This is a genomic window from Diaphorobacter aerolatus (assembly GCF_014489535.1).
GTDB classification, from domain to species: Bacteria; Pseudomonadota; Gammaproteobacteria; order Burkholderiales; family Burkholderiaceae_C; genus Diaphorobacter_A; species Diaphorobacter_A aerolatus.
Map to the genome: position 1 here is coordinate 4744218 of NZ_CP060783.1, position 22571 is coordinate 4766788.

Below are 22571 nucleotides of genomic sequence, written 5' to 3' on the forward strand. Positions count from 1 at the left end.
GTCGATCTCTCAAGGGTTGCGGGTGCGGAAGCTCTTGCGCTCGATGCGCTTCTCGGGATTCGGAACGACGACGATGCGATCCACGAAGATGCCGGGAAGATGCACCTCGTCGGGGTCCAACTGGCCTAAGTCGACGATTTCTTCCACTTCGGCGATCGTCACGGTGCCGGCCATGGCTACTTCGGGTTGAAGTTGCGCGCGGTGCGGGAGAACACCAGATTGCCTGAGGAGTCCGCCTTCTTGGCCTTCACCAGGGAAACGTCAGCTTTGAGAGCTCGTTCCATGACATAGGACTGGCCGTCGAATTCACGTGTTTCCTTGTTCTCGGCAACGACCGTGCCGACGCCGGTGCGCGTGAAAAAGGCGGGTATGCCGGCGCCGCCGGCACGCAGCCGCTCGGCCAGCGTGCCCTGCGGGTTGAACTCAAGCTCCAGCTCCCCGTTCAGGTATTGCCGCTCAAATTCCTTGTTTTCTCCGACATAGGAAGAAACCATGCGTTTGATCTGGCGGGTTTGCAGTAGTAATCCCAGTCCAAAATCATCGACCCCGGCGTTATTGCTGATGCAGGTCAGCCCATTGACGCCGCTGTCGCGCAGTGCTTCGATCAATGCGGAGGGAATTCCGCACAAGCCAAAACCACCGACGGCAATGGTTTGGCCGCTTTTGACCACATCGCCTAAAGCGGCCGCCGCGTCTCCATATATCTTTCTCATTTCAGAATCAGCCTTTCAAGACAAATCAAATGGTGGGGAAATCCATTCGATGGGCTGATGCTAGCGAGGCGACGGGCGATTCGGCAACAGCGATGGGCGCAAAACAAGGGTGCACCTATGCACAACGATGACAGCTGGATTGCGCATTCCGCGATCAGCTCGGGCGGCGGAACAGATCCGGATGCTCCTCGATCAGTTGGCGGATGTGGTCCCAGACGAAGCGGTAGCGCCTGATCTTCAGCAGGTCTTCCGGCGCAGCAATCCACAGGCCGCGCGTCATCAGCGGCTGGTCGGGAAAAACGCACACAAGGTCATTGCCTTGGCGCGCGACATACGGCGTCAGCAGCACGAGGCCCAAGCCCGCAGCCGCTGCCGTGCGTTGGGCCAGCACGCTGGTGGCAGAAAAGCTGCGTCGCGGGTGGGGCGTCAACTCTTGCAGGATGCGGTAGCGATCGCTGACGGACCCGTCGTGAATGTAGTCCACGAACTCGTGGTGGATCACGTCACCAAGCTCTCGGATGGGTGGGTGCGTTGTCCGGTAGCTGGGTGAGCAATAAAGAAAATAGTCCACCTGCGCCAGCCTTGCCACCTTGTAGCGACCCGCTTCTGGTGGCTCCAGGGTCACCAGAATCTCGACCTCTCGGGTCACAAGGCTGGGGAACTGGGGTTGTGCCATCAGTTCTATGTGCAGCCCCGGATGCTGCTCGCGCAATCGCGCCAGGCTGGGCGCGAGGACGTGTATGCCGAATGCCTCGGGTGTTCCCACCCGTACCGTGCCTTCGATGACTTCCGCCTGTCCCAGGCTCTGCTCAACCGCTTCGAGTAGGGCAGCCTCCATCTTCTCGGCGTTTGGAATCAGCCTTCGCCCGGCGTCGGTGAGCGTGTAACCGCTGCGGCGGCGGTCGAACAGAACCGCGCCCAGCTTCTCCTCCAGGCGGTCAATGCGGCGCGAGACCGTCGAGTGTTCGATACCCAACCGCTCTCCAGCCAAAGAGATGGTGCCCAGGCGGGCCACCATCAAGAAAACTCTTAGGTCATTCCATTCTGGGAGTTGTTTCATGAATCTATTGTGCATCAGTGCACAACAAGGGTGCAATCGTTTTCTTTTCCGATGCCATGGGGCACAAGATAATTTAAAAGCCTTGAGCGAACATTTGCTCGTAGGTGCTCGGCGCCTGACGCCACGCTCGGCCTCCACTTATTTGCCGCGGCCGTAAAAACAATAGGTATTGGGGACAAACATGTCATTAGGTGTGGTGCTGTGCGCCTTGGTATTTCTAATGCTCGCCGCATACCGCGGCTACAGTGTCATATTGGCAGCGCCGATTGCGGCACTCGGTGCCGTTATTTTTTTCGAACCATCCGCCGTTGCACCTATATTTGCTGGCGTCTTCATGGAGAAAATGGCCGGCTTTCTCAAACTGTATTTCCCTGTTTTCATGCTGGGAGCGGTGTTTGGCAAAGCGATCGAGTTGTCGGGGTTCGCGGAATCGATTGTGGCGACCGCGATCCGCTACTTTGGCCGTTCCCGGGCCAATCTCATCATCGTCTCGGTCTGCGCACTGCTGACCTATGGCGGCGTATCGGTGTTCGTCGTCGTGTTCGCGGTGTATCCGTTTGCGGCTGAGCTCTATCGGCAAAGCAATATTCCCAAGCGCTTGATGCCCGGGGCGATTGCCCTGGGCGCCTTTTCGTTCACGATGGACTCGTTGCCCGGCACGCCGCAGATTCAGAACATCATTCCGACGACCTTCTTCAACACCACCTCATGGGCGGCACCGGTGCTTGGCGTGCTGGGCGCCTTGTTCCTGGCCGTGACTGGCCTGGCGTATCTAGAATGGCGCCGCCGAGTAGCCGCCAGGAACGGCGAGGGCTATGGCTCCGACCACATCAATGAGCCGCAGCAACTGGCAGGCAAGCAGCTCCCATCGCCGCTGTTGGCCGTGCTCCCGCTGCTCGTGGTGGGGATTGGTAACTTCTGGCTGACGAAAGCGATCCCCCAGTGGTACGGCGCACTCCACAGCGTCAGCCTTCCGGGGCTGGCCAAGCCCGTGGAAACCCAAATCGCCGGCTTGACGGCAGTCTGGGCGGTGCAAGGAGCTCTGCTGCTGGGCATTCTTGTCGTGTTGGCTACCGCGTTCTCTCCGGTGAAGCAGCGTTTTGCCGAGGGCAGCAAGGCTGCTGTGGGCGGGGCGATGCTGGCATCCATGAACACCGCGTCCGAATACGGTTTTGGTGGGGTCATTGCCGCGCTGCCCGGATTCCTGGTCATCCGGGACGCCCTGCACAGCGTGCCCGACCCTTTGCTGAATGCCGCAGTCTCCGTGAGCACGTTGGCGGGCATCACCGGTTCGGCGTCGGGCGGCATGAGTATCGCGCTGGCGGCCATGTCGGAGAACCTGATCGCTGCGGCCAACGCCGCCCATATTCCGATGGAAGTGCTGCACCGCGTTGTGGCCATGGCCAGCGGCGGCATGGACACCTTGCCGCACAACGGCGCGGTCATCACCTTGCTTGCGGTTACGGGGCTGACGCACCGGCAAGCCTACAAGGACATCTTTGCAATCACCCTGATCAAGACCTTGGCGGCCCTCTTCGTGATTGCCGTTTTCTATCTCACCGGCCTCGTCTGACCCTCTCACCACCTTGGAGCTGAACATGACCCAGAGCAACCGTTATCAAGGCTATGAAGCCATCGAGTTCGATCGTCCGCTGGAGGGTGTACTGCGCCTGACCTTGAACAAGCCCGAGCGCATGAACGCCCTCGATTCGCGCGGCCATGCCGAACTTGCCGATGTCTGGCGCGAAATCGATACCGACCCGGACGTCAGTGTTGTCGTGCTGCGCGGCGCAGGGCGCGCCTTCTCCGCGGGCGGCGACTTCACCATGCTCAAGGAGATGACGGACGACTTCAACGTGCGTGCCCGGGTGTGGCGAGAGTCGCGCGACCTGGTCTACAACATCATCAACTGCTCGAAGCCCATCGTCTCGGCCATCCATGGCCCGGCAGTCGGTGCGGGTCTGGTGGCAGCCCTGCTGGCCGATATTTCCATCGCGGCCAAGACGGCGCGCATCGTGGACGGCCACACCAAGCTGGGCGTTGCGCCGGGCGACCACGCGGCCATCGTTTGGCCGCTGCTGTGTGGCATGGCCAAGGCCAAGTACCACCTGATGCTGTGCGAACCCCTGAACGGCGAGCAGGCCGAGGCGTTGGGGCTGGTGTCTCTTTCCGTCGAAGACGACGCCCTGCAGGAGAAGGCTCTGGAGGTGGCGCAGAAGTTGGCGAACGGCGCGCCCGCAGCGCTGCGCTGGACCAAGTACGCGCTGAACAACTGGTTGCGCCAGGCAGGTCCGATCTTCGACACCTCGCTGGCACTGGAGTTCATGGGGTTTGGCGGCCCCGAGGCGCAGGAGGGTCTCGCCGCCTTGCTGGAGAAGCGCGCGCCGAAGTTCTCGCAGCGTACCCCTATCTGAGCATTCGGGCCGTGTGCCCGAATGGCAGATCCCAAGAAGTCAAGACGCCGTGGTGGCGTCAGGCGCCTTCGTGGCAGGCCCGGCCCACGGGAAATGGTGCGCCTGAGCCGCCGCAATGAAGGAGACATGCACATGAAACTCAAGACCGTAGCATTCATCGGTGTCGGCAATATGGGCGCGCCTATGGCCCGCTGTGCCCGGCGTGCCGGCTTCGATTTGATCGTTTGCGATCGCAACCAGGCCGTGCTCGAGGCGTTCGCCCAGGAGGGTGCGACGGTCACTACTGACGTCGCTGCCTGTGCAGGCGCGGATGCGGTGGTCGTACTCCTGGCCAATGATGCGCAGATCATGGAAGCCGTGTTGGGCGGGCGCGGCCTGGTGCAGGCGATTGCGCCCGGCCAGCGTCCCATCGTCTGCATGATGAGTACTACCTTGCCGGATACCTTGCAGGCGCTGAAGGGCCCGATCGAAGCCGCCGGTGCGCGCCTGATCGATGCGCCGATCAGTGGTGGCATTGTGGGAGCAGAGCAGGGCACGCTCACCATCATGCTGGGAGGCGACACCGCCGACGTGCAGGCCGTCATGCCCTGATGGAGGCCATGGGCGAACGTATTTTCCACTGCGGCGCGCTGGGCTCGGCCGAGGTGGTCAAGGTGATCAACAACATGCTGTGCGTGACCAACATGTTCCTCACCGCAGAGGCCATCGAGCTCGCGCAGCGGCATGGCGTGAGCTTCGAGGGGCTCTCACCGATCCTGGCCGTGAGCACTGGGCTGAACTTTCTTACCGCCGATGCCCAAACGGGCAGGGCGCAGTACCGCGCATGGGCGCGCTCGGAGGAGGCGTACACCGCCATCTACAACGTGGTCAGCAAAGATCTGCACCTTGCATTGAAACTGGCGGATCTTGCGCACGTGGATTTGGGGCTGCTCAAGGGCGTCTCGCAGTACGTGGATTCTGCCGACCCTCAGGCTATGGGGCGCTGGATGCGCAGCGGCCAGGTCAACTGAGACGCGGCGTTGTCGGGTTGCCAGTTCAGTCCAGATCAAAGGTACTGGAGATGTCTAGAGCGAACTCCAGCGCAACCCTATGTTGCCCAAGACCTTGCCTTCTGGACGACAAAGTCGATGAGCGTGCGGGTCGCAACGGTTTGATAGGCACCGGGCATGCGCAGCAGGAACATGCGGGTACCAAACACGCTCAGGCGCCAATCCGGCAGAGCGGTGACCATGCGTCCTTCGGCGACATCCTGCCTGACGACATAGTCAGGGACGAGACCCACGCCGAGGCTGGCGAGGATGGCCTCGCGCAGGAACTGGAAGTTCTCCGATGCCAGGGTGGGGTGCAGCGTCAGTTCACGCCGTTCCTCGCCTTGATAGGCCGAGACCCTCAGGTTTCGTCCCGCCACGGCCGACGTGATCAGAGGAACATTGCCGAGTTCCTCCAGCCGCTCCGGCATCGCGCGCCCATGGGCGTACTCGACCGATGCGCAGGTGACATAGCGCACCTGGGCCAGCTCGATGGCCACCATCTGCTGCGGCGGTTCCGACATGACGCGCACCGCAATGTCCACTTCTTCGCGCAGGAGATCGTCGACGCGGTTGTCGAACAACAGATCGAGATCGATGTCGGGATAGAGGCGCTTGAACTCGATCAGCCAACTGGACATCACCATGTGCCCGAATCCGGTGGGCAAGCTGAGCCGAACCGCGCCATGCAGGCCTTTGCCGAACACGGCCACCGACTCCTTGGCTGCGAGCACTTCATTGCGAATGACGCACCCGTGGTGGTAGAGGCGCTGGCCGATGTCCGTGAGCTCCACACGCCGCGTCGTGCGCCGCATGAGCTGCATCCCGACCGACCTCTCAAGCTGGGTCAGGTGATAACTGATATTGGCCCGGCTCATCTTCATGTTGCGTGCGGCCAGGCTGAGATTCCCCGCTTCCACGATGTCGACGAAGAGTGTGAGTGCGTGGGCGTCCATGGATCCTATATGTCGAAATTTTTGAACAGAATGTTCATTTTATTTCTAATTGTCAAGTTCATTTGATCATTAAACAATCCTGCCCATTCAAAGGAGTTTCCCCATGGCGCTTGATCAAGAAACCTTCCAACTGCTGAAAGACAGCGTTCAACGCTTTGTCCGCGAGCGGCTGGTACCCGCCGAGAACCATTTGGAAGAGCACGACGAGGTGCCGGCCGACATCGTGGCCGACATGAAGGAGCTCGGCCTGTTCGGTATCTCGATTCCCGAGGAGTACGGCGGCATTGGCTTGTCGATGGCGCAGGAGTGCGAGGTGGCCTACGAGCTCGGCCAGACGGCGCTCGCGTTCCGATCAGTGGCGGGGACGAACATCGGCATCGGCTCGCAAGGCATCCTGATGGATGGCACGCCCGAACAGAAGGCCGAATACCTTCCGCGCATCGCCAGCGGCGAATTGATCATCTCCTTCGCGCTCACGGAACCCGATGCGGGGTCGGATGCCGCCTCGCTGAAGACCAAGGCGGTGGCCGATGGCAGCGACTACCTGATCAGCGGCACCAAGCGCTTCATCACCAATGCGCCGCGCGCAGGTGCCTTCACGCTGATGGCGCGCACCGGCGGCTCGGGCGCGGGTGGCATCTCGGCCTTCATCGTTCCTGCTGGCCTGCCGGGTCTGACGCTTGGCAAGCCCGACAAGAAGATGGGGCAAAAAGGCACGCGCACCTGCGACGTCAACCTCGACAACGTGCGCATTCCCGCCGCCAACATCATTGGAGGCGAAGCGGGCAAGGGTTTCAAGACGGCAATGAAGGTGCTTGACCGCGGCCGTCTGCACATCTCGGCCCTCGCCTGCGGCATGGCGCAGCGCATCCTGCGGGAAAGTGTGGCCTACGCGCAGCAGCGCAAGCAGTTCGGCCAGCGCATCGGCGACTTCCAATTGGTTCAGGCCATGCTGGCCGACAGCCAGGCTGAGTTGCTGGCCGGCTGGGCGCTGGTGCGCGAAACCGCGCAGCGCTACGACGCCAAGCCCTTTGGGGTCACCGATCCGGAAGTGAGCATGCGCGCCTCGTGCACCAAGATGTTCACGACCGAGATGGTGGGCCGCGTGGCTGACCGTGGCGTGCAGATCCACGGCGGCTCGGGCTACATCAACGAGTTCCCAGTCGAGCGTTTCTATCGCGACGTCCGCCTGCTGCGCCTGTACGAAGGCACCACGCAGATCCAGCAACTGGTCATCGGCAAGCAGCTGATGAAGGCCGAGTGAGGCTGCCCATGCTCGACATACGCAACGGCATCGCCGTCATCACCCTGGACAACCCGCCCGTCAACAGCCTGGGCCATGCATTGCGCGAACGCATCGTGCAGCACCTCGACGCCGCAGAGGCCGACTCCACCGTGCGAGGCATTGTGCTGGCCGGCAGCGAAAAGGCATTCTCGGCCGGTGCGGACGTGACCGAGTTCGGCACGCCGCGCCAATTGCAGGAGCCCATCCTGCGCACAGTCATTGCTCGTCTCGAGGCGAGCAGCAAGCCCGTCGTGGCCGCCATCTCCGGCGTTGCCTTGGGCGGTGGCTTGGAACTGGCGCTTGGTTGCCATGGGCGTATCGCACAAGAAAAGGCCCGGATCGGGCTTCCCGAAATCACGCTGGGTCTGATCCCCGGCTCAGGCGCAACGCAGCGGCTGCCTCGCCTCGTGGGCATTGCCGTCGCCCATGGGCTGATGTCCAGCGGCCAGCCCCAGAGCGGCCGCCAGCTCGCTACGTCAGGCCTGTTCGACGACGTGGTGGCTGGCGACGTCATTGGCGCGGCCGCTGCACGCGCGGCGGTGCTCGCGGAGAAGGGCGCTCCCTATCCTCGGGCTCGGGATGGCGAACTCGATGCTGCGGAGGTGCAGTCCACGGTGGCCGCGCAGCGCGCGAAGCTCACCGCCCGCCAGAAGCTGCAGCCGGCCTATGGCGCGCTGCTCGACGCGCTGGCGGCGTCCGCGTTGCCGTTCGACGAAGGCCTGCAGAAGGAGCGCGAGCTGTTTCTGGCGCTCGTGCCCACCAACGCTGCCCAGGCACTGCGCTATCAGTTCAAGGTCGAGCGGGAAGCCACCAAGCTGCCGCCGGCGTTCCAGGCCCCTGGGCGCGAGGTGCGCTCCATTGCCGTGATCGGGGCTGGAACCATGGGCTCGGGCATTGCCATTTCGGCGCTCGATGCTGGTTTGGCCGTGTTGCTGCTGGAGCAGGATGGCGCTGCGCTGGAACGAGGGCGGCAACGCATTGCTGACCACTATCGTGAACGCGTCGCGGCGGGCAAACTCTCGACCGACGCCGCGTCGTCCAATGAGGCACGCCTTCAGACCAGCCTTGAATGGGAGCGTCTGCAGCAGGCCGACCTGGTGATCGAGGCGGTCTTCGAAGACATGACTGTCAAGCAGGAGGTCTTTCGCAGGATCGACGCCCATGCGCGGCCGGGCGCTGTCCTGGCGACGAACACCTCCTACCTCGACATCGACCCGATCGCTGCGGCCACTGCGCGGCCGCAGGATGTGCTGGGGCTGCATTTCTTCAGCCCGGCCAACGTGATGAAGCTGCTGGAGGTGGTGCGCGGCGCAAAGACCGCCCCTGACGTGCTGGTCACCGGCATGGCGCTCGGTGCCACCCTCAAGAAGATGCCCGTGCTAACCGGCAATGCCTTCGGCTTCATCGGCAACCGCATCTACAACGCCTACCGCCGCCAGTGCGAGTTCATGCTTGAGGACGGTGCCTGGCCCGAGGACGTGGACAACGCGCTGACAGGGCTGGGCTTTGCGATGGGGCCGTTCGCTGTGGCCGATCTCTCCGGTCTCGACATTGCCTGGCGCATGCGCAAGGCGCAGGCGGCGACGCGTGATTCGCGCGAACGCTACGTGTCCATTCTGGATCAGCTGTGCGAGGCCGGGCGCCTGGGGCGCAAGACCGGCGCGGGCTACTACGCCTATGTGGACGGCAAGCAGGTGAAGACTACCGATGCCGCTGTCCGCGATGTGATCCAGCAGGCGAGCTCGCAGCGCGGCATCACTCGGAGGACGCTGGCGCTCGAAGAGATCCAGCGTAGAGCCTTGCTCGCCATGGTCAACGAGGCTGCCTTGCTGTTCGCCGAAGGGGTGGCATCCCGACCCAGCGATATCGACGTGGTACTGGTGCAAGGCTATGGGTTCCCACGTTGGGAGGGCGGCCCGGTGTTCTGGGCGCGGCAGCAGGATCGCACCCAACTCGAGCACGACCTCCAGCGCCTGGCCGAGAAGGCCGGTTTCGGCTTTACCTTGGGCGACCTCGCACCGCTGCTTTCAACCTGATTCAAAGATCACCATGAACACTTCTCAAGCCTTCATCTGCGACGCCGTGCGCACCCCCTTCGGCCGCTACGGCGGCGCCCTGGCCGGCGTGCGCACCGACGACCTCGGCGCCGTGCCCATCAAGGCGCTGATGGAACGCAACCCCAACGTGGACTGGACCGCCGTGGCCGACGTGCTCTACGGCTGCGCCAACCAGGCCGGCGAGGACAACCGCAACGTGGCGCGCATGTCGTCGCTGCTGGCCGGCCTGCCCATAGCCGTGCCCGGCGCCACCATCAACCGCCTGTGCGGCTCGGGCCTGGATGCCGTGGGCTCGGCCGCGCGCGCCATCAAGGCCGGCGAGGCCCGTTTGATGATCGCCGGCGGCGTGGAAAGCATGAGCCGCGCCCCCTTCGTGATGCCCAAGGCCGAAAGCGCCTTCAGCCGCAGCAATGCGGTGTACGACACCACCATCGGCTGGCGCTTTGTCAACAGGCTGATGAAGGCCCAGTTCGGCGTGGACTCCATGCCCGAGACCGCCGAGAACGTGGCCGACGATTTCAAAATCGAGCGCGCAGCCCAGGACCGCATGGCCCTGGCCTCGCAGCAGAAGGCCGCCGCCGCCATCGCCGCCGGCTACCTGGCGAAAGAGATCGTGCCCGTGTCCATCGCCCAGAAGAAGGGCGACCCCATCGTCGTGAGCCAGGACGAGCACCCCGCGCCACCACGCTGGAGGCGCTGGCCAAGCTCAAGGGCGTGGTGCGGCCTGACGGCAGCGTCACCGCCGGCAACGCCAGCGGCGTGAACGACGGCGCCTGCGCCATGCTGCTGGCCAATGAAGAGGCCGCCAAGCAGTACGGCCTGGTGCCGCGCGCCCGCGTGGTCGGCATGGCCACCGCCGGCGTGGCGCCGCGCATCATGGGCTTCGGCCCCGCGCCCGCCGTGCGCAAGGTGCTGGAGCTGACCGGCCTGTCGCTCGCCCGGATGGACGTGATCGAGCTGAACGAAGCCTTCGCCGCGCAAGGCCTGGCCGTGCTGCGCGACCTGGGCATCGCCGACGACGACAAGCGCGTCAACCAGTGGGGCGGCGCCATTGCGCTCGGCCATCCGCTGGGTGCATCGGGGCGCGCCTGGCCACCACCGCAGTGAACCAGCTGCACACGCTGGGCGGCCGCTATGCGCTGTGCACCATGTGCATCGGCGTGGGCCAGGGCATCGCCGTGATCCTCGAGAAGGTCTGACTTCCCAAGCCAATTGATCGCCGCGCCGTCCCGCGCGGCGTGCTGCTTTTCTAATCGGGGAAGAGTGGCACAGACAGAAATACAGTCATTGGAGACTACCCACCCATGAGCCCTGAGGACATTCTGAGTACCTACGGCCCGCGTGAAGCGATGGAGTACGACGTGGTTGTCGTCGGCGGCGGCCCGGCGGGCCTCGCCACCGCAATCCGGCTCAAGCAGCTCAAGCCCGACGCCAGCGTCGTCGTGCTGGAGAAGGGGTCGGAGCCTGGCGCCCACATCCTGTCGGGCGCGGTGATGGATCCGCGCGCGATCGCTGAGCTGTTTCCGAACTGGAAGGATCTGGGCGCTCCGCTCGGCCAACCCGTCACCGGTGACGACGTGCTTTTCCTCAGCGCGACGGACAGCTCGCGTACGCCCGACTGGCTGGTACCGCGCAACTTCCACAATCACGGCTGCTACGTCATCAGCCTGTCCGGCGTCACCAAATGGCTGGCGCAGCAGGCGGAAAGCCTGGGCGTGGAGATCTTCCCCGGCTTCGCCGCGGCCGAGGTGCTCTACGACGAGCAGGGCCGCGTCAAGGGTGTGGCCACCGGCAACATGGGCTTGGGCAAGGACGGCGAGCCGACCGATCACTTCCAGCTCGGCATGGAGCTGCTTGGCAAATACACCGTGTTTGCCGAGGGCGCGCGCGGTCACCTGGGTAAGCAGCTGATCAGCCGTTTCAAGTTGACCGAAGGCAGGGACACGCAGACCTTCGCGATCGGCATCAAGGAGCTATGGGAGATCCCGGCCGACCAAGCCCAGCCCGGCAAGGTGGTGCACACCGCCGGCTGGCCGATGGAGGGCGACACCTTCGGCGGCGGCTTCCTGTACCACCTCGAAGGCAACCGCGTCACGCTGGGCTTCGTCATTGGACTGGATTACGCCAACCCCTACCTCAGCCCCTTCGAGGAAATGCAGCGCTGGAAGACCCACCCGGCCATCGCCGCCCACATCGAAGGCGGCAAGCGCATCGGCTACGGCGCTCGTGCCATCAACAACGGCACGCCGCAGGCCCTGCCCAAGACGGTCTTCCCCGGTGGCTGCCTGGTCGGCTGCGATGCCGGCTATTTGAACGCGGCCCGCATCAAGGGCAGCCATGCCGCCATCAAGAGCGGCATGCTGGCCGCCGAGGCGCTGGCCCCTGCGCTGGAAGCTGGCCGTGCGCAGGACGAGCTGATGGCCTATCCGGAAGCCTTCGAAAAGAGCTGGCTGAACGAGGAGCTGCAGCAGACCCGCAACTTCAAGCTCTGGTTCAAGAAGGGCAAGACCGCCGGCCAGCTGATGACCGGCATCGAACAGTGGCTGCTGCCCAAGCTGGGGGTCAAGAGCCCGCCGTGGACGCTGCACAACCACAAGGCCGACCACAACGCGCTGCGCGCGGCGAGCGAGTTCTCGCCGATTAGCTACCCCAAGCCCGACGGCAAGCTGAGCTTCGACCGACTGTCGTCTGTGTTCATCAGCAACACCAACCACGAGGAGAACCAGCCGGCCCACTTGACGCTGAGGGATGCGGCGGTGCCGATACAAATCAACCTCGCGAAGTTCGCAGGCCCCGAGAGCCGTTACTGCCCGGCCGGCGTCTACGAGTTCGTGAAGAACGACAACAACAGCGAGCGCCTGCAGATCAACGCGCAGAACTGCGTGCACTGCAAGACCTGCGACATCAAGGACCCGACACAGAACATCGTCTGGGTCACCCCGAGGGCGGCGGCGGGCCGAACTACGCCGGGATGTAGGCGCCGCCTGTGTCCAACCACATGAGGTAACCTTTTCGCCGATGAGCATCTTGACACGCGAGCACTTTCTCGACGGAAGCTATCTGGCCCGCTTGGCGTTGCCGGTGGGCTCTTCCTGGTCTGAGGAAGATGTCAATCGTTCCCTGGCGCAAGCGCCTGAAGGCAGGCCATCCGACATGATCTGGGTGTTCGCCTACGGCTCGTTGATGTGGAATCCAATGCTGGAGCTCGCGGAAGAATCACTGGCTGTACTCGACGGATGACATCGCAGCTTTAGCGTGCGCTCGATCTCAGGCCGCGGGACGCTGGAGCACCCGGACCGTGTGCTGGCCTTGGAAGCCGGTGGACAAGTACAGGGGGTTGCCTTGCGCATCCGCCCAGAAGTCGTCGACACCGAAATGCGACTCCTGTGGTTGCGCGAGATGGCCGGGGGTGCGTACTTGCCGACCAGGGTTCCCGTTGTGCTCGCTAGTGGCGATAGTGTCGAGGCCTTGGCCTTCGTGGGTAACCCTGCACACCCACAGCATGAAACGGATGCATGTGTGGAAACGGTTACCCGATTGGTTGCAAAGGCAGCAGGCCGCTTCGGCTCGAATGCCGACTATGTGCTCGCACTCCACCAAGCGCTGATCGAGCGTGGCCTTGAGGATGAGTACATCACAGCCATTGCAGGCGGCTTGCAGAGCCAATCCCGCTAGATCGGGAATTCCAAAGTTTTTTTTAGTCTGCACTGGGACAACGGTCTTGACGCTCTGCGCCCCTCTGCTGCGAGTAAGGTGCTTGCCAAGGAACACCCCGTAGGAAAGTCCAGCCGCTGGCGTATCAGGCTTCTTCGTACTCAAGCAACCCGTTGTCGAGCACCACGACCCCGCGCTCAACCACCGGACACCGGAAACCCGCCAATCCACTCGCCTCCCGCCAAATGTCGGTGCAAAGTGTTTCCCCGGGATAGAGCAGCAAAAAAAAGCGCGCGCGCAGGCCGACGCGGAGTGCGAAGGCGGGAATCTGGTCAGAGTGGCTGCGAGGCAGGCAATCAGGGCGTGTCGGTAGGGCCGGAGGATCCAGGCGCGGAGCGTTGGCGTCGGACTTCGCGCCACGCATTGAATTCGCCCACTATCCCCGGCGGAACAGCATGACGCAGAGCACGAAGATTGCGCCCATGATTACGGTGACCCAGGAGCCGACGCGGTCGGCGAGCTGGTTCTCCAGCGAGACGATGGTCAGCGCGCCCACGGCAGGGCCGAAGATCGTTCCTAGACCTCCGACGATCGTCATCAGGACCACCTGACCTGACATGTGCCAGTGCACGTCCGTCAGTGTCGCGAGCTGGAAGACCAGCGACTTGAGCGCGCCGGCGACGCCGGCCACCGTCGCCGAGAGGATGAATGCCAGCAGCTTGTAGCGTGACACGTCGTAGCCGAGAGAGATCGCACGGGGCTCGTTTTCGCGAATCGCGGTCAGTGCATGTCCGAAGGGAGAGTGAATGGTTCGATGGATGAGCCAGAAGCCTGCTGCGCAGACGGTGAGCACGAAAAAGTACATCGCGAGGTTGTCTGAGAGGTCGAGGACACCGAAGAGGCGGCCGCGCGGCACACCCTGGATGCCTTCCTCACCACCCGTGAAGGGCAGTTGCAGGGCCAGAAAGAAGATCAGTTGCGAGAGCGCCAGCGTGATCATGGCGAAGTAGATGCCCGCGCGGCGCACGGCGATCCAGCCGAATATCGCGCCCAGTACCAGCGCGTACAGCGCACCGGCGAGGATGCCCAGCTCCGGTGTCAGGCCCCATTGCTGGACCACCGTCGCGCAGATGTAGGCGGCGCCGCCGAAGAAGGCAGCGTGACCGAAGGAAAGCAGGCCTCCGAAGCCGAGCAAGAGGTTGAACGCTGTGGCGAACAGCGCGAAGCACAGGACTTTCATCAGGAAAGTCGGGTAGATGAAGAAGGGGGCTGCGATGGCCAGCAGGATAAAGAAGATGTAGCGCGCGCGCATGCGAAGATTCCTTGGATTCGAGTTGAACGCGCCGCTCAGGCCGTCTTGCCAAAGAGACCGGCGGGACGTACCAGCAGAACCATGACCATGACGACGAAGATGACGATGGCCGATGCCTCTGGATAGAAGACCTTGGTCAGACCCTCGAGCAGACCAAGTCCAAGACCGGTCACGATGGAGCCCAGGATCGAGCCCATGCCTCCGATCACGACGACAGCGAACACCACGATGATCAGGTTCGATCCCATGATGGGGTTGACCTGCATGATGGGCGCCGCCAGCACCCCGGCATAGGCTGCCAGCGCAACGCCGACCGCATAGGTCGCGGTCACCATAACGGGCACGTTGATCCCCAGCGCTTGCGTCAGCCGAGGGCGTTCGGTGGCTGCGCGCAGCCGTGCCCCAAGGGGCGTGCGCTCGATCACGTACCAAGTCGCGAAGCAGACGATCAGGGATGCGACCACGACCCATGCGCGATACAGGGGCAGATACATGATGCCGATGTCCACGCCGCCTTGCAGCGCGGCAGGGATGGGATAGGGCGCCCCGGATATGCCGAAGGCCCAGCGGAAGAAGCCCTCGGCCATCAAGGCGAGTCCAAAGGTCACCAGCAGGCCGTAGAGGTGGTCGAGCTGGTGGAGATGCCGCAGCAGCAGGCGTTCGATAAGAACCCGAGCGCGCCCACGACGACGGGGGCGATGATCAGCGCCCCCAGTAGCCGATGCCAAACCATTGCATGGCCAGCAACGCGCAGAACGCGCCGATCATGTAGAGCGCGCCGTGGGCGAAGTTGATGATGTTGAGCAGGCCGAAGATCACCGCAAGGCCCAGACTCAGGATGGCATAGAACGAGCCATTGATCAGGCCCAGCAGCAGCTGGCTCAGGAGGGCTTGGGTGCTCATCGGGATCTCCGGCCGGACTTCAGGACTTCTTGATCAGCGGGCAGCGCGAAGCGGACAGTGGCTGGAAGGCCTCGGCACCGGGAATAGTCGCGCGGACGTGGTAGTAGTCCCAGGGGGCCTTGGACTCGGACGGCTTCTTGACCTGGAACAGGTACATGTCGTGCACCATGCGACCGTCCTCGCGGATCTGCCCGTTCTTGGCGAAGAAGTCGTTGACCGGCGTCTTGCGCATCTGCGCCAACACTTTCTGGGTGTCGTCGCTGTTGACGGCCTTAACAGCCTTCAGGTAGTGCGTGATCGCGGAATATTGGCCTGCATGAATCATCGTGGGCATGCTCTTACGCTTCTCGAAGAAGCGCTTGGACCAGGCGCGCGTCTCATCGTTGAGATCCCAGTAGAACCCTCGGTCAGGTACATGTTCTGGGTGTAGTTCAGGCCGAGCGAATGGACGTCGGACAGGAACACCAGCAGGCCCGCCAGGGATTGCTTCTGCGAGATGCCGAACTCGGCCGCCTGCTTGATCGTGTTGATCATGTCGTTGCCGGCGTTCGCCAGGCCGATCACCTGGGCGCCGGAGTTCTGGGCGCGCAGCAAGTAGGACGAGAAGTCGTTGCCAGGGAATGGGTGGCGCACCGAACCGACGACTGTGCCGCCGTTGGCTTTGATTACGTCTGAGGCGTCCTTCTCCAGCGAATGCCCGAACGCGTAGTCGGCAGTGATGAAGTACCAGCTCTTGCCGCCCTTCTGCACCATGGCACGCGCCGTGCCGTTGGCCAGCGCATAGGTGTCGTAGGTCCAGTGGATCGTGACGTCGTTGCAGTCCTCGTTGGTGACCCGGGTCGACGCGGTCGCGGTGTTCAGCGCGATCTTGTTTTTTTCCTTCGCGATCTTCTGCACCGCTAGGCCGACGGAGGTAGTCACGAGCTCGGAGGCGATGTCCACCTTGTCCCGCTCGAACCACTCGCGCGCCTTGTTGGAGGCGATGTCGGGCTTGTTCTGATGGTCCGCCGAGACCATCTCGATCTTGAAGTTCGGCTTCTCCTTTGCGATGAAGTCGTCGATGGCCATCTGCGTGGCGACCACCGAACCAGGACCCGCGAGGTCGGAATAGATACCGGAGAGGTCGGTCATTACGCCGATGCGCACGACGTCGTCAGAGATCTGCGCGTGCGCCGATACTTGGAACAAGGTGGAAATGGCGGCGCAAAGCGCCAGCGCCTTGAATTTCATTGCTGTCTCCTGGGTGGGCTGGGGGGTTAGACACCGAGCAGTTCGTGCAAGGTATCGGTGCGGTCCGCAAGCTCGGTCCGGTCGATGGTGAGAACGACCTGGCCGTGCTCAAGGACGTAGTGACGATCGGCCAGCGGCGCGGCGAACCGGAAGTTCTGCTCCACGAGGACGATCGTGTAGCCGCGCTCCTTCAGCTGGCGGATAGCTTTGCCCAGCGCGGTCACGATGACCGGCGCGAGGCCTTCGGTGATTTCGTCGAGCAGTAGCAGCCGGGCGCCGGTGCGAAGGATGCGAGCCATGGCCAGCATCTGCTGCTCTCCGCCGGAAAGGCGCGTGCCGGGACTGCGACGGCGCTCGTGGAGATTGGGGAACATTGCGTAGATTTCGTCCACGCTCATGCCGCCCGGCTGCACCACGGGTGGCAGCAGCAGGTTTTCCTCCGTCGACAGGCCGGCGTAGATGCCACGCTCTTCCGGGCAGTAACCGATGCCGCGCCGGGCGATCTCATGGGGCTCGAGCTTGCCGATGTCATGGCTCTTGAAACGCACCGTACCGGTCTTGCGGTCGGTGAGGTTCATGATCGCCTTCAGGGTGCTGGTCCGGCCTGCACCATTGCGGCCCAGCAGGGTGACGAGTTCACCCGTACGGACTTCGAGGTCAACCCCGTGCAAGACGTGGGACTCGCCGTAGTAGGCGTGCAGATCGCGTACTTCTAGGAGGATGTCGCTCATGCTGCCTCCGCTTCGGCGCCCATATAGGCCTCGCGCACACGCGCGTCGTTCGAAACTGTCTGGTAATCGCCTTCGGCGAGGATGGCGCCGCGCTGCAGCACGGTGATCGTGTCGCACAACTGGGAGACCACGGACAGGTTGTGTTCCACCATCAGAATGGTCCGGTGGGCGGCAACCTTTTGAATTAGGCCCATCACCTGTCCCACGTCCTCGTGGCCCATACCCTGGGTCGGTTCGTCCAGGAGCATCAGCTCTGGCTCGAGGGCCAGGGTTGTTGCGAGTTCGAGCGCGCGCTTGCGGCCGTAAGGCAGTTCCACAGCCTTCACGCCGGCTAGGCCACCTAGGCCGACCGACTCGAGTAGTTCCATGGCTCTGGCGTCATGCACGCTCAACGCTTTCTCATGGCGCCAGAACTCGAAGGACGCGCTTTGCCTGCGCTGAAGCGCGACCCGCACGTTTTGGAACACAGTGAGGTGCGGGAACGTGGCCGAGATCTGGAAGGACCGGACGATGCCCCTGCGAGCAGTTTTCGCTGGCGTCTCGTGAGTGATGTCATCGCCGCGGTAGCGGATGGTGCCGCTGGACACCGGCAGGAATTTCGTCAGCAAGTTGAACACTGTCGTCTTGCCGGCGCCGTTGGGGCCGATCAGGGCGTGGATCGAGCCTCGACGTATGCGCAGGTTGACCTTGTTCACGGCAGTGAAGCCACTGAACGTCTTGGTGAGATCGGTGGTCTCGAGGATGGTGTCGGATCCCATGGGCGTCCTTCTCGGGCTGATAGTGGGCAGAGCGGCGCGTCAGGCGTTGCGAGAGGCGAGGGCCTCGGTCGCATTCGGTCGCTGCCGAGCGGCCAAGTCGGTCGTGCGAAGGCGTTGGGAGGAAGTCTGGCGGCCCGGGTGGGCGGCCCTTAGGAAGCAGATACCGGATCGCATGCATTTGTCTCGTGAAACGTCTTGAGGTTTTTGAGTATCGCGAATATACGTCAAGAACATGATATAAATACTAGGGAAAACCTAGGGCTACACCTGTGGTGATGCGAGTGGCAATGGTTGAGACATATAAGGATATAGACGTGAATGCCGGGTATCCCAGGCCCTGGCTCCTGTCCGGAGCGCCATGTTTTCCCGTGGTGGACTCATGGGCTCCGGGGCCGCGAGACGCTGCGCGAGCGGACGAATTCAGGATGGGGCAGTTCCGCGAAGCCCCTCGCCGTCATGAACTCGGTGTGAGAGGGTGGGCGCCGTGCCCGTTAACGGGCCGCCCTACCATCTGCCGTTGCGGCAAAAGAACACGGACTCCCAAATGAGCACTTCTTCACGCCGCCCCGGCGTACCGCTAAAACCTCATCGCCGACGTCCCCTGTACAGCCTGCGGTGCTGCCCTCGGGAGACAGCTATCTGCAGCGCATCCTGAACGCACGGGTATACGAGGTGGCGCGCGAAACCCCGCTCACCGCTGCGCCCAAGCTCTCTAAGCGGCTGGGTAACAAAGTCCTCCTGAAGCGCGAGGACGAGCAACCCGTGTTCAGCTTCAAGCTGCGCGGCGCCTACAACAAGATGGCGCGGCTGACGCCCGAGCAGCGGGCAGCGGGCGTCATCTGTGCTTCGGCGGGCAACCATGCGCAGGGCGTGGCGCTGTCGGCAAAGAAGCTAGGCTGCCGCGCAGTCATCGTGATGCCGGTCACCGCGCCCAAGGTCAAGGTCGATGCGGTGGCCGCCAACGGCGGTGAGGTAGTGCTGCACGGTGAGAGCTTCACCGATGCCTTCAACCACGCGCTGGAGCTAGAGCGCGCGCACGGTCTGACGTTTGTGCACCCCTTCGACGACCCCGATGTCATCGCGGGGCAGGGCACCATCGCCGTTGAAATGCTGCGCCAGCACACTGGCCGCATCGACGCGATCTTTGTCGCCATCGGCGGCGGCGGGCTGATCTCGGGCGTGGCGGCCTACGTCAAGGCTGTGCGGCCGGAGACCAAGGTCATTGGCGTTCAGACGACCGACTCCGACGCGATGCTGCGCTCAGTGCGCGCGGGCAAGCGCGTGACGCTACCCGACGTGGGCCTGTTTGCGGACGGCACAGCTGTCAAGCTGGTCGGAGAGGAGACGTTCCGCGTTACGCAGGCGCTGGTCGACGACTTCATCGTTGTCGATACCGACGCCGCCTGCGCTGCGATCAAAGATGTGTTCGAAGACACTCGCAGCATCCTCGAACCCTCCGGCGCCCTGGGCGTGGCAGCTATCAAGAAATACGCCGCGGAGCACGGCTGCAAAGGCCAGACCTTCATCGCCATCACCTCGGGCGCGAACATGAACTTCGACCGGCTCGGCTTTGTCGCTGAGCGCGCCGAGGTCGGCGAGCAGCGCGAAGCTCTGTTCGTCGTCACCATCCCGGAGGCGCGCGGCAGCTTCCGGCGCTTCTGCGAGTTGCTAGGGCCACGCAGCGTCACCGAGTTCAACTATCGCATTGCCGATGCCGAGGTCGCTCAGATCTTTGTCGGCGTTGCTATCAGTAGGCCCGACGAGGCTGAAAAGCTCGCACGCACCTTCAGCAAAGCCGGGTTCGAGACGCTCGACCTCACGCACAACGAGCTGGCCAAACAGCATGTGCGACATATGGTCGGCGGCCACAGTGAACTGGCCCGCGACGAGCGGCTCTACCACTTCACATTCCCGAGCGCCCAGGCGCGCTGATGCGATTCCTCACCAGCATGGACCCTGGCTGGAACATCAGCCTTTTCCACTACCGCAACCAGGGCGCGGACTATGGCCGCATCCTCGTCGGTATCCAGGTACCGCGCGGGATGCGGTAGCACTGCGCAAGTTCCTGTTCGGGCTCAACTACCCTTCGAGGACGAAAGCGCCAACCCTGCTTATCTGCGCCTCCTAGGTTAAAACTGAGTGTCTGGATAGCGACGAATTGGTATCCGCAGACCAGCCCCGCTTTGATCCCGAGCGCAGAGGAGGTTAGCTCTACTCGCGCCCCGGTGCGGCAACCAGCGCCGGCGAAGCTTCGGAGGTATCCGCTTCCAGCCCATAGTCGGCCACCGAGAGAATCGGTGCCTCGGGGTCCTTGTTGAGCGCCACGATCACCTTGGAGTCCTTCATGCCGGCCAAGTGCTGGATGCGCCCGAGATGCCGTGGGCCATGTACAGCCGCGGCGCCACGATCTTGCCGGTCTGGCCGACCAGCAGGTCGTTGGGGGCGTAGCCCGCGTCCACCGCGGCGCGGCTGGCACCGATGGCGGCGCCCAGCTTGTCGGCCAGCGGGGTAATGACTTCCTTGAACTTCTCTTCGCTGCCCAGCGCCAGGCCGCCCGAGACGATGATCTTGGCGGCCGTCAGTTCGGGACGGTTGCTCTTGACGATCTCGAAGCCGACGAAGCTGATCTTGCCCGAATCGGCGACAGCAGCAACGGGCTTAACCGCTGCACATGACTACTCTCGGGAAGCGTCTGCGGGCTGGCTGTTAGACGAAAGGTCGGTGCGGCCCCGCTGCTAGTGGGAGGGCAGCAGCGGGGCCGCGCCGCTACGTGCAGCGCCCCATGCCTCGACGGGCACCTGACCGGCAATTTGGGCGCGGCCTTCAATCGAACGGGTGTTTATGTCAACATCCTTGCGCAAAGCCGCTAAGATGGACTAGGGGCTGTCGATGCTCGCGGCGCATGGAGGAAACGCGCCTTCATGGGTCGCGGCACGCACAGTGGCCATCCGTCGTTCCCGTGAGATGTTCAGCTACCTGATGACTCGGCTCTGAACTCTTTGAAGCTCTCCGACTACTAGCCTGCGCATGTCTGATAACGAAAACTACGATCAATCGGTTTCCGCCGTTCACAACCGATTGTTTTTTCGCCTGTTCCAAGCTGGCAACACCCTGGATCGCCAGTCCGTCAAGGAGCTTGGCATCACCACAGTTCAGTGGGCGACACTGGGAGCCCTGTCGCGTAAGCAGGTGAAGGATGGAATGTCGTTTTCCGATCTGGCGGACTACCTGGTTGTGAGCCGCCAGAGTCTCGATGGGGTTCTCAAGCGCTTGGAGCGCGAAGGGCATGTGGCGCGCGTCGTGGATCCAGCTGATAGGCGTGCCAAGAAAGTTGTGATGCTGCCCCGGGTCGGGCGTTCTGGGACGGAATCCAGCCAAGAATCTACGAGTTCTATCGTCAAGCGGTGGCAAGCTTTCGCTTCGACGACAAGGTCTCTCTGCTGCACCACATCAACCAGCTCAATGACGGGATGTCGAAGGTTGCCCTGGGGATGGATGCCAACCCTGGGAAGATGAAAGCTAGAGCAAGAACGAAATTCCGAGAGGCGTTGTCGTCCGCCGTGTCGGGCGCCACGTTCTGGTCGGGCGTCATGGTTAGGGCCTCCCTTCGCCCGAAGGAGATCCGTGGGGATGCAATGGCAGTTCAAGCGTTTGCTTGATCACCGAGCAAGGAATGTCGGTCTGAACGCGCCGGACTCCGTTGGCGAGAGTCAGGTGCTGATCCAGGAATCGTCGATAGTCTTCGAGATCGCTGCCTATGACCCGCAGCAGGGCATCGCACTCGCTGAACATCAGATAGCACTCGAGCACCTGAGGCAACGCCGACATTGCAGCGGCGAACTGCTGGGAGGTGACCCGTCTCGGGCCAACAGCGAGATCCTTGCAAAGAATGTGCGAGGCAGGCCCACTTCGGACGGGGCTAAGACGGCGGCATAGCGGCGGATGACGCCTGTGTCCTCCAGCATCCGTACTCTGCGTAGGCAGGGGAGGGAGACAGCCCTACCTCCTGGGCCAGGTCATTGTTCGAGATCCGGCCATTGCGCTGCAAGACCGCGAGGATCCGCAGATCTAGGGGGTCAAGGGCGGCCGGCATGAACGCAGGTTTTTTTCGTAGGGTACGGTCGCAGACGACAGCCTGAGTACGGTCAGGCCGTCGTTACGACACTTCGCCAAATCCTTCCACGATCATGAGAGAGCCTTTCGAGGCTCCTTGGCGAATCGGCACCAGGGCCTGGTACTCGGGCGATTCGTACCAGGCGCGGGCTTGGGCCACGGACGGGAACTCCAAAACGACGAGGCGGTCGGCTGGAAGCGTTCCTTCGCGCAGCTCCTTGGCTCCGTTGCGGATGAGGTACTTGCCGCCGTGGGCCGCGATCGTTGCAGGTGCGCCTGCTGCATAGGGGCGTAGCTTGACGGATCTTCCACGTCGATGAATGCCAGCACGTAGCCTTTCATCCAAGTCTCCGAAGT

Annotated in this window: 14 protein-coding genes and 9 pseudogenes; 12 read left to right on the forward strand and 11 right to left on the reverse strand. The window is 63.0% G+C overall.

What is annotated here, in order from left to right; genetic code table 11:
• Nucleotides 1–9: 9 nt before the first annotated feature.
• Nucleotides 10–713, reverse strand: a pseudogene (locus H9K75_RS22235) (CoA transferase subunit A).
• 154 nt (nt 714–867) lie between these two features.
• Nucleotides 868–1809, reverse strand: coding sequence for a LysR family transcriptional regulator (locus H9K75_RS22240; RefSeq protein WP_187726155.1), 942 nt, complete (start codon nt 1807–1809; stop codon nt 868–870).
• Nucleotides 1810–1954: 145 nt separating this feature from the next.
• Between H9K75_RS22240 and H9K75_RS22245 the strand changes: the two genes are divergently transcribed.
• The 4 genes from H9K75_RS22245 to H9K75_RS24340 all read left to right on the forward strand — a co-directional run bounded on the left by H9K75_RS22245 (nt 1955) and on the right by H9K75_RS24340 (nt 5197).
• Complete coding sequence (locus H9K75_RS22245) at nt 1955–3346, forward strand: GntP family permease (protein ID WP_187724177.1); 1392 nt, start codon at nt 1955–1957, stop codon at nt 3344–3346.
• A gap of 25 nt (nt 3347–3371) precedes the next feature.
• Nucleotides 3372–4187 (forward strand): enoyl-CoA hydratase/isomerase family protein, encoded by an 816-nt coding sequence (locus H9K75_RS22250; protein WP_187724178.1) that lies wholly within the window; start codon nt 3372–3374, stop codon nt 4185–4187.
• 132 nt (nt 4188–4319) lie between these two features.
• Nucleotides 4320–4778: an NAD(P)-dependent oxidoreductase gene (locus H9K75_RS24335; protein ID WP_226858373.1), complete on the forward strand. Its 459-nt coding sequence runs from the start codon at nt 4320–4322 to the stop codon at nt 4776–4778.
• Nucleotides 4779–4786: 8 nt separating this feature from the next.
• Nucleotides 4787–5197, forward strand: coding sequence for an NAD-binding protein (locus tag H9K75_RS24340; protein WP_226858374.1), 411 nt, complete (start codon nt 4787–4789; stop codon nt 5195–5197).
• A gap of 77 nt (nt 5198–5274) precedes the next feature.
• On the opposite strand, the gene H9K75_RS22260 is transcribed toward H9K75_RS24340, so the two are convergent.
• The gene (locus H9K75_RS22260) at nt 5275–6171 is read right to left on the reverse strand and encodes a LysR family transcriptional regulator (RefSeq protein ID WP_187724179.1); all 897 of its coding nucleotides are present in this window, start codon (nt 6169–6171) and stop codon (nt 5275–5277) included.
• Between the two features lie 103 nt (nt 6172–6274).
• Between H9K75_RS22260 and H9K75_RS22265 the strand changes: the two genes are divergently transcribed.
• The 6 genes and pseudogenes from H9K75_RS22265 (at nt 6275) to H9K75_RS24350 (ending at nt 13188) form a co-directional block, all read left to right on the forward strand.
• A complete protein-coding gene (locus H9K75_RS22265; RefSeq protein ID WP_187724180.1) occupies nt 6275–7435 on the forward strand; it encodes an acyl-CoA dehydrogenase family protein in 1161 nt (386 codons plus the stop codon).
• 8 nt (nt 7436–7443) lie between these two features.
• Nucleotides 7444–9492 carry a 3-hydroxyacyl-CoA dehydrogenase NAD-binding domain-containing protein gene (locus tag H9K75_RS22270; RefSeq protein ID WP_187724181.1) on the forward strand — a complete coding sequence of 683 codons (2049 nt, stop codon included), beginning with the start codon at nt 7444–7446 and terminating at the stop codon, nt 9490–9492.
• A gap of 13 nt (nt 9493–9505) precedes the next feature.
• Nucleotides 9506–10712 (forward strand): annotated as a pseudogene (gene pcaF, locus H9K75_RS22275) (3-oxoadipyl-CoA thiolase).
• Between the two features lie 105 nt (nt 10713–10817).
• Nucleotides 10818–12490, forward strand: a pseudogene (locus tag H9K75_RS22280) (electron transfer flavoprotein-ubiquinone oxidoreductase).
• A 41-nt stretch (nt 12491–12531) separates the two neighbouring features.
• Complete coding sequence (locus H9K75_RS24345) at nt 12532–12753, forward strand: hypothetical protein (RefSeq protein ID WP_226858375.1); 222 nt, start codon at nt 12532–12534, stop codon at nt 12751–12753.
• Between the two features lie 60 nt (nt 12754–12813).
• The gene (locus H9K75_RS24350; protein ID WP_264293902.1) at nt 12814–13188 is read left to right on the forward strand and encodes a gamma-glutamylcyclotransferase; all 375 of its coding nucleotides are present in this window, start codon (nt 12814–12816) and stop codon (nt 13186–13188) included.
• A gap of 415 nt (nt 13189–13603) precedes the next feature.
• On the opposite strand, the gene H9K75_RS22290 is transcribed toward H9K75_RS24350, so the two are convergent.
• The 5 genes and pseudogenes from H9K75_RS22290 to H9K75_RS22310 form a co-directional block, all read right to left on the reverse strand.
• A complete protein-coding gene (locus tag H9K75_RS22290) occupies nt 13604–14479 on the reverse strand; it encodes a branched-chain amino acid ABC transporter permease (RefSeq protein ID WP_187724182.1) in 876 nt (291 codons plus the stop codon).
• Between the two features lie 35 nt (nt 14480–14514).
• Nucleotides 14515–15382 (reverse strand): annotated as a pseudogene (locus H9K75_RS22295) (branched-chain amino acid ABC transporter permease).
• 19 nt (nt 15383–15401) lie between these two features.
• Nucleotides 15402–16612, reverse strand: a pseudogene (locus H9K75_RS22300) (ABC transporter substrate-binding protein).
• A 26-nt stretch (nt 16613–16638) separates the two neighbouring features.
• Complete coding sequence (locus H9K75_RS22305; RefSeq protein ID WP_187724183.1) at nt 16639–17343, reverse strand: ABC transporter ATP-binding protein; 705 nt, start codon at nt 17341–17343, stop codon at nt 16639–16641.
• Nucleotides 17340–18101, reverse strand: a complete 762-nt coding sequence (locus H9K75_RS22310; protein ID WP_187724184.1) for an ABC transporter ATP-binding protein — start codon at nt 18099–18101, stop codon at nt 17340–17342. The genes H9K75_RS22305 and H9K75_RS22310 overlap by 4 nt, the downstream gene beginning before the upstream one ends.
• 615 nt (nt 18102–18716) lie before the next feature.
• Here H9K75_RS22310 and ilvA point away from each other — a divergent pair.
• Nucleotides 18717–20234, forward strand: a pseudogene (gene ilvA / locus H9K75_RS22315) (threonine ammonia-lyase, biosynthetic).
• A gap of 78 nt (nt 20235–20312) precedes the next feature.
• Here ilvA and H9K75_RS22320 read toward each other — a convergent pair.
• A pseudogene (locus H9K75_RS22320) lies at nt 20313–20770 on the reverse strand (electron transfer flavoprotein subunit alpha/FixB family protein); the annotation flags it as partial.
• Nucleotides 20771–21128: 358 nt separating this feature from the next.
• Between H9K75_RS22320 and H9K75_RS22325 the strand changes: the two are divergent.
• Nucleotides 21129–21589 (forward strand): annotated as a pseudogene (locus H9K75_RS22325) (MarR family winged helix-turn-helix transcriptional regulator); the annotation flags it as partial.
• Nucleotides 21590–21695: 106 nt separating this feature from the next.
• Here H9K75_RS22325 and H9K75_RS22330 read toward each other — a convergent pair.
• Nucleotides 21696–22194 (reverse strand): annotated as a pseudogene (locus tag H9K75_RS22330) (Lrp/AsnC family transcriptional regulator).
• A 63-nt stretch (nt 22195–22257) separates the two neighbouring features.
• Nucleotides 22258–22560, reverse strand: coding sequence for a DUF1330 domain-containing protein (locus H9K75_RS22335; protein WP_187724185.1), 303 nt, complete (start codon nt 22558–22560; stop codon nt 22258–22260).
• Nucleotides 22561–22571: the final 11 nt, after the last annotated feature.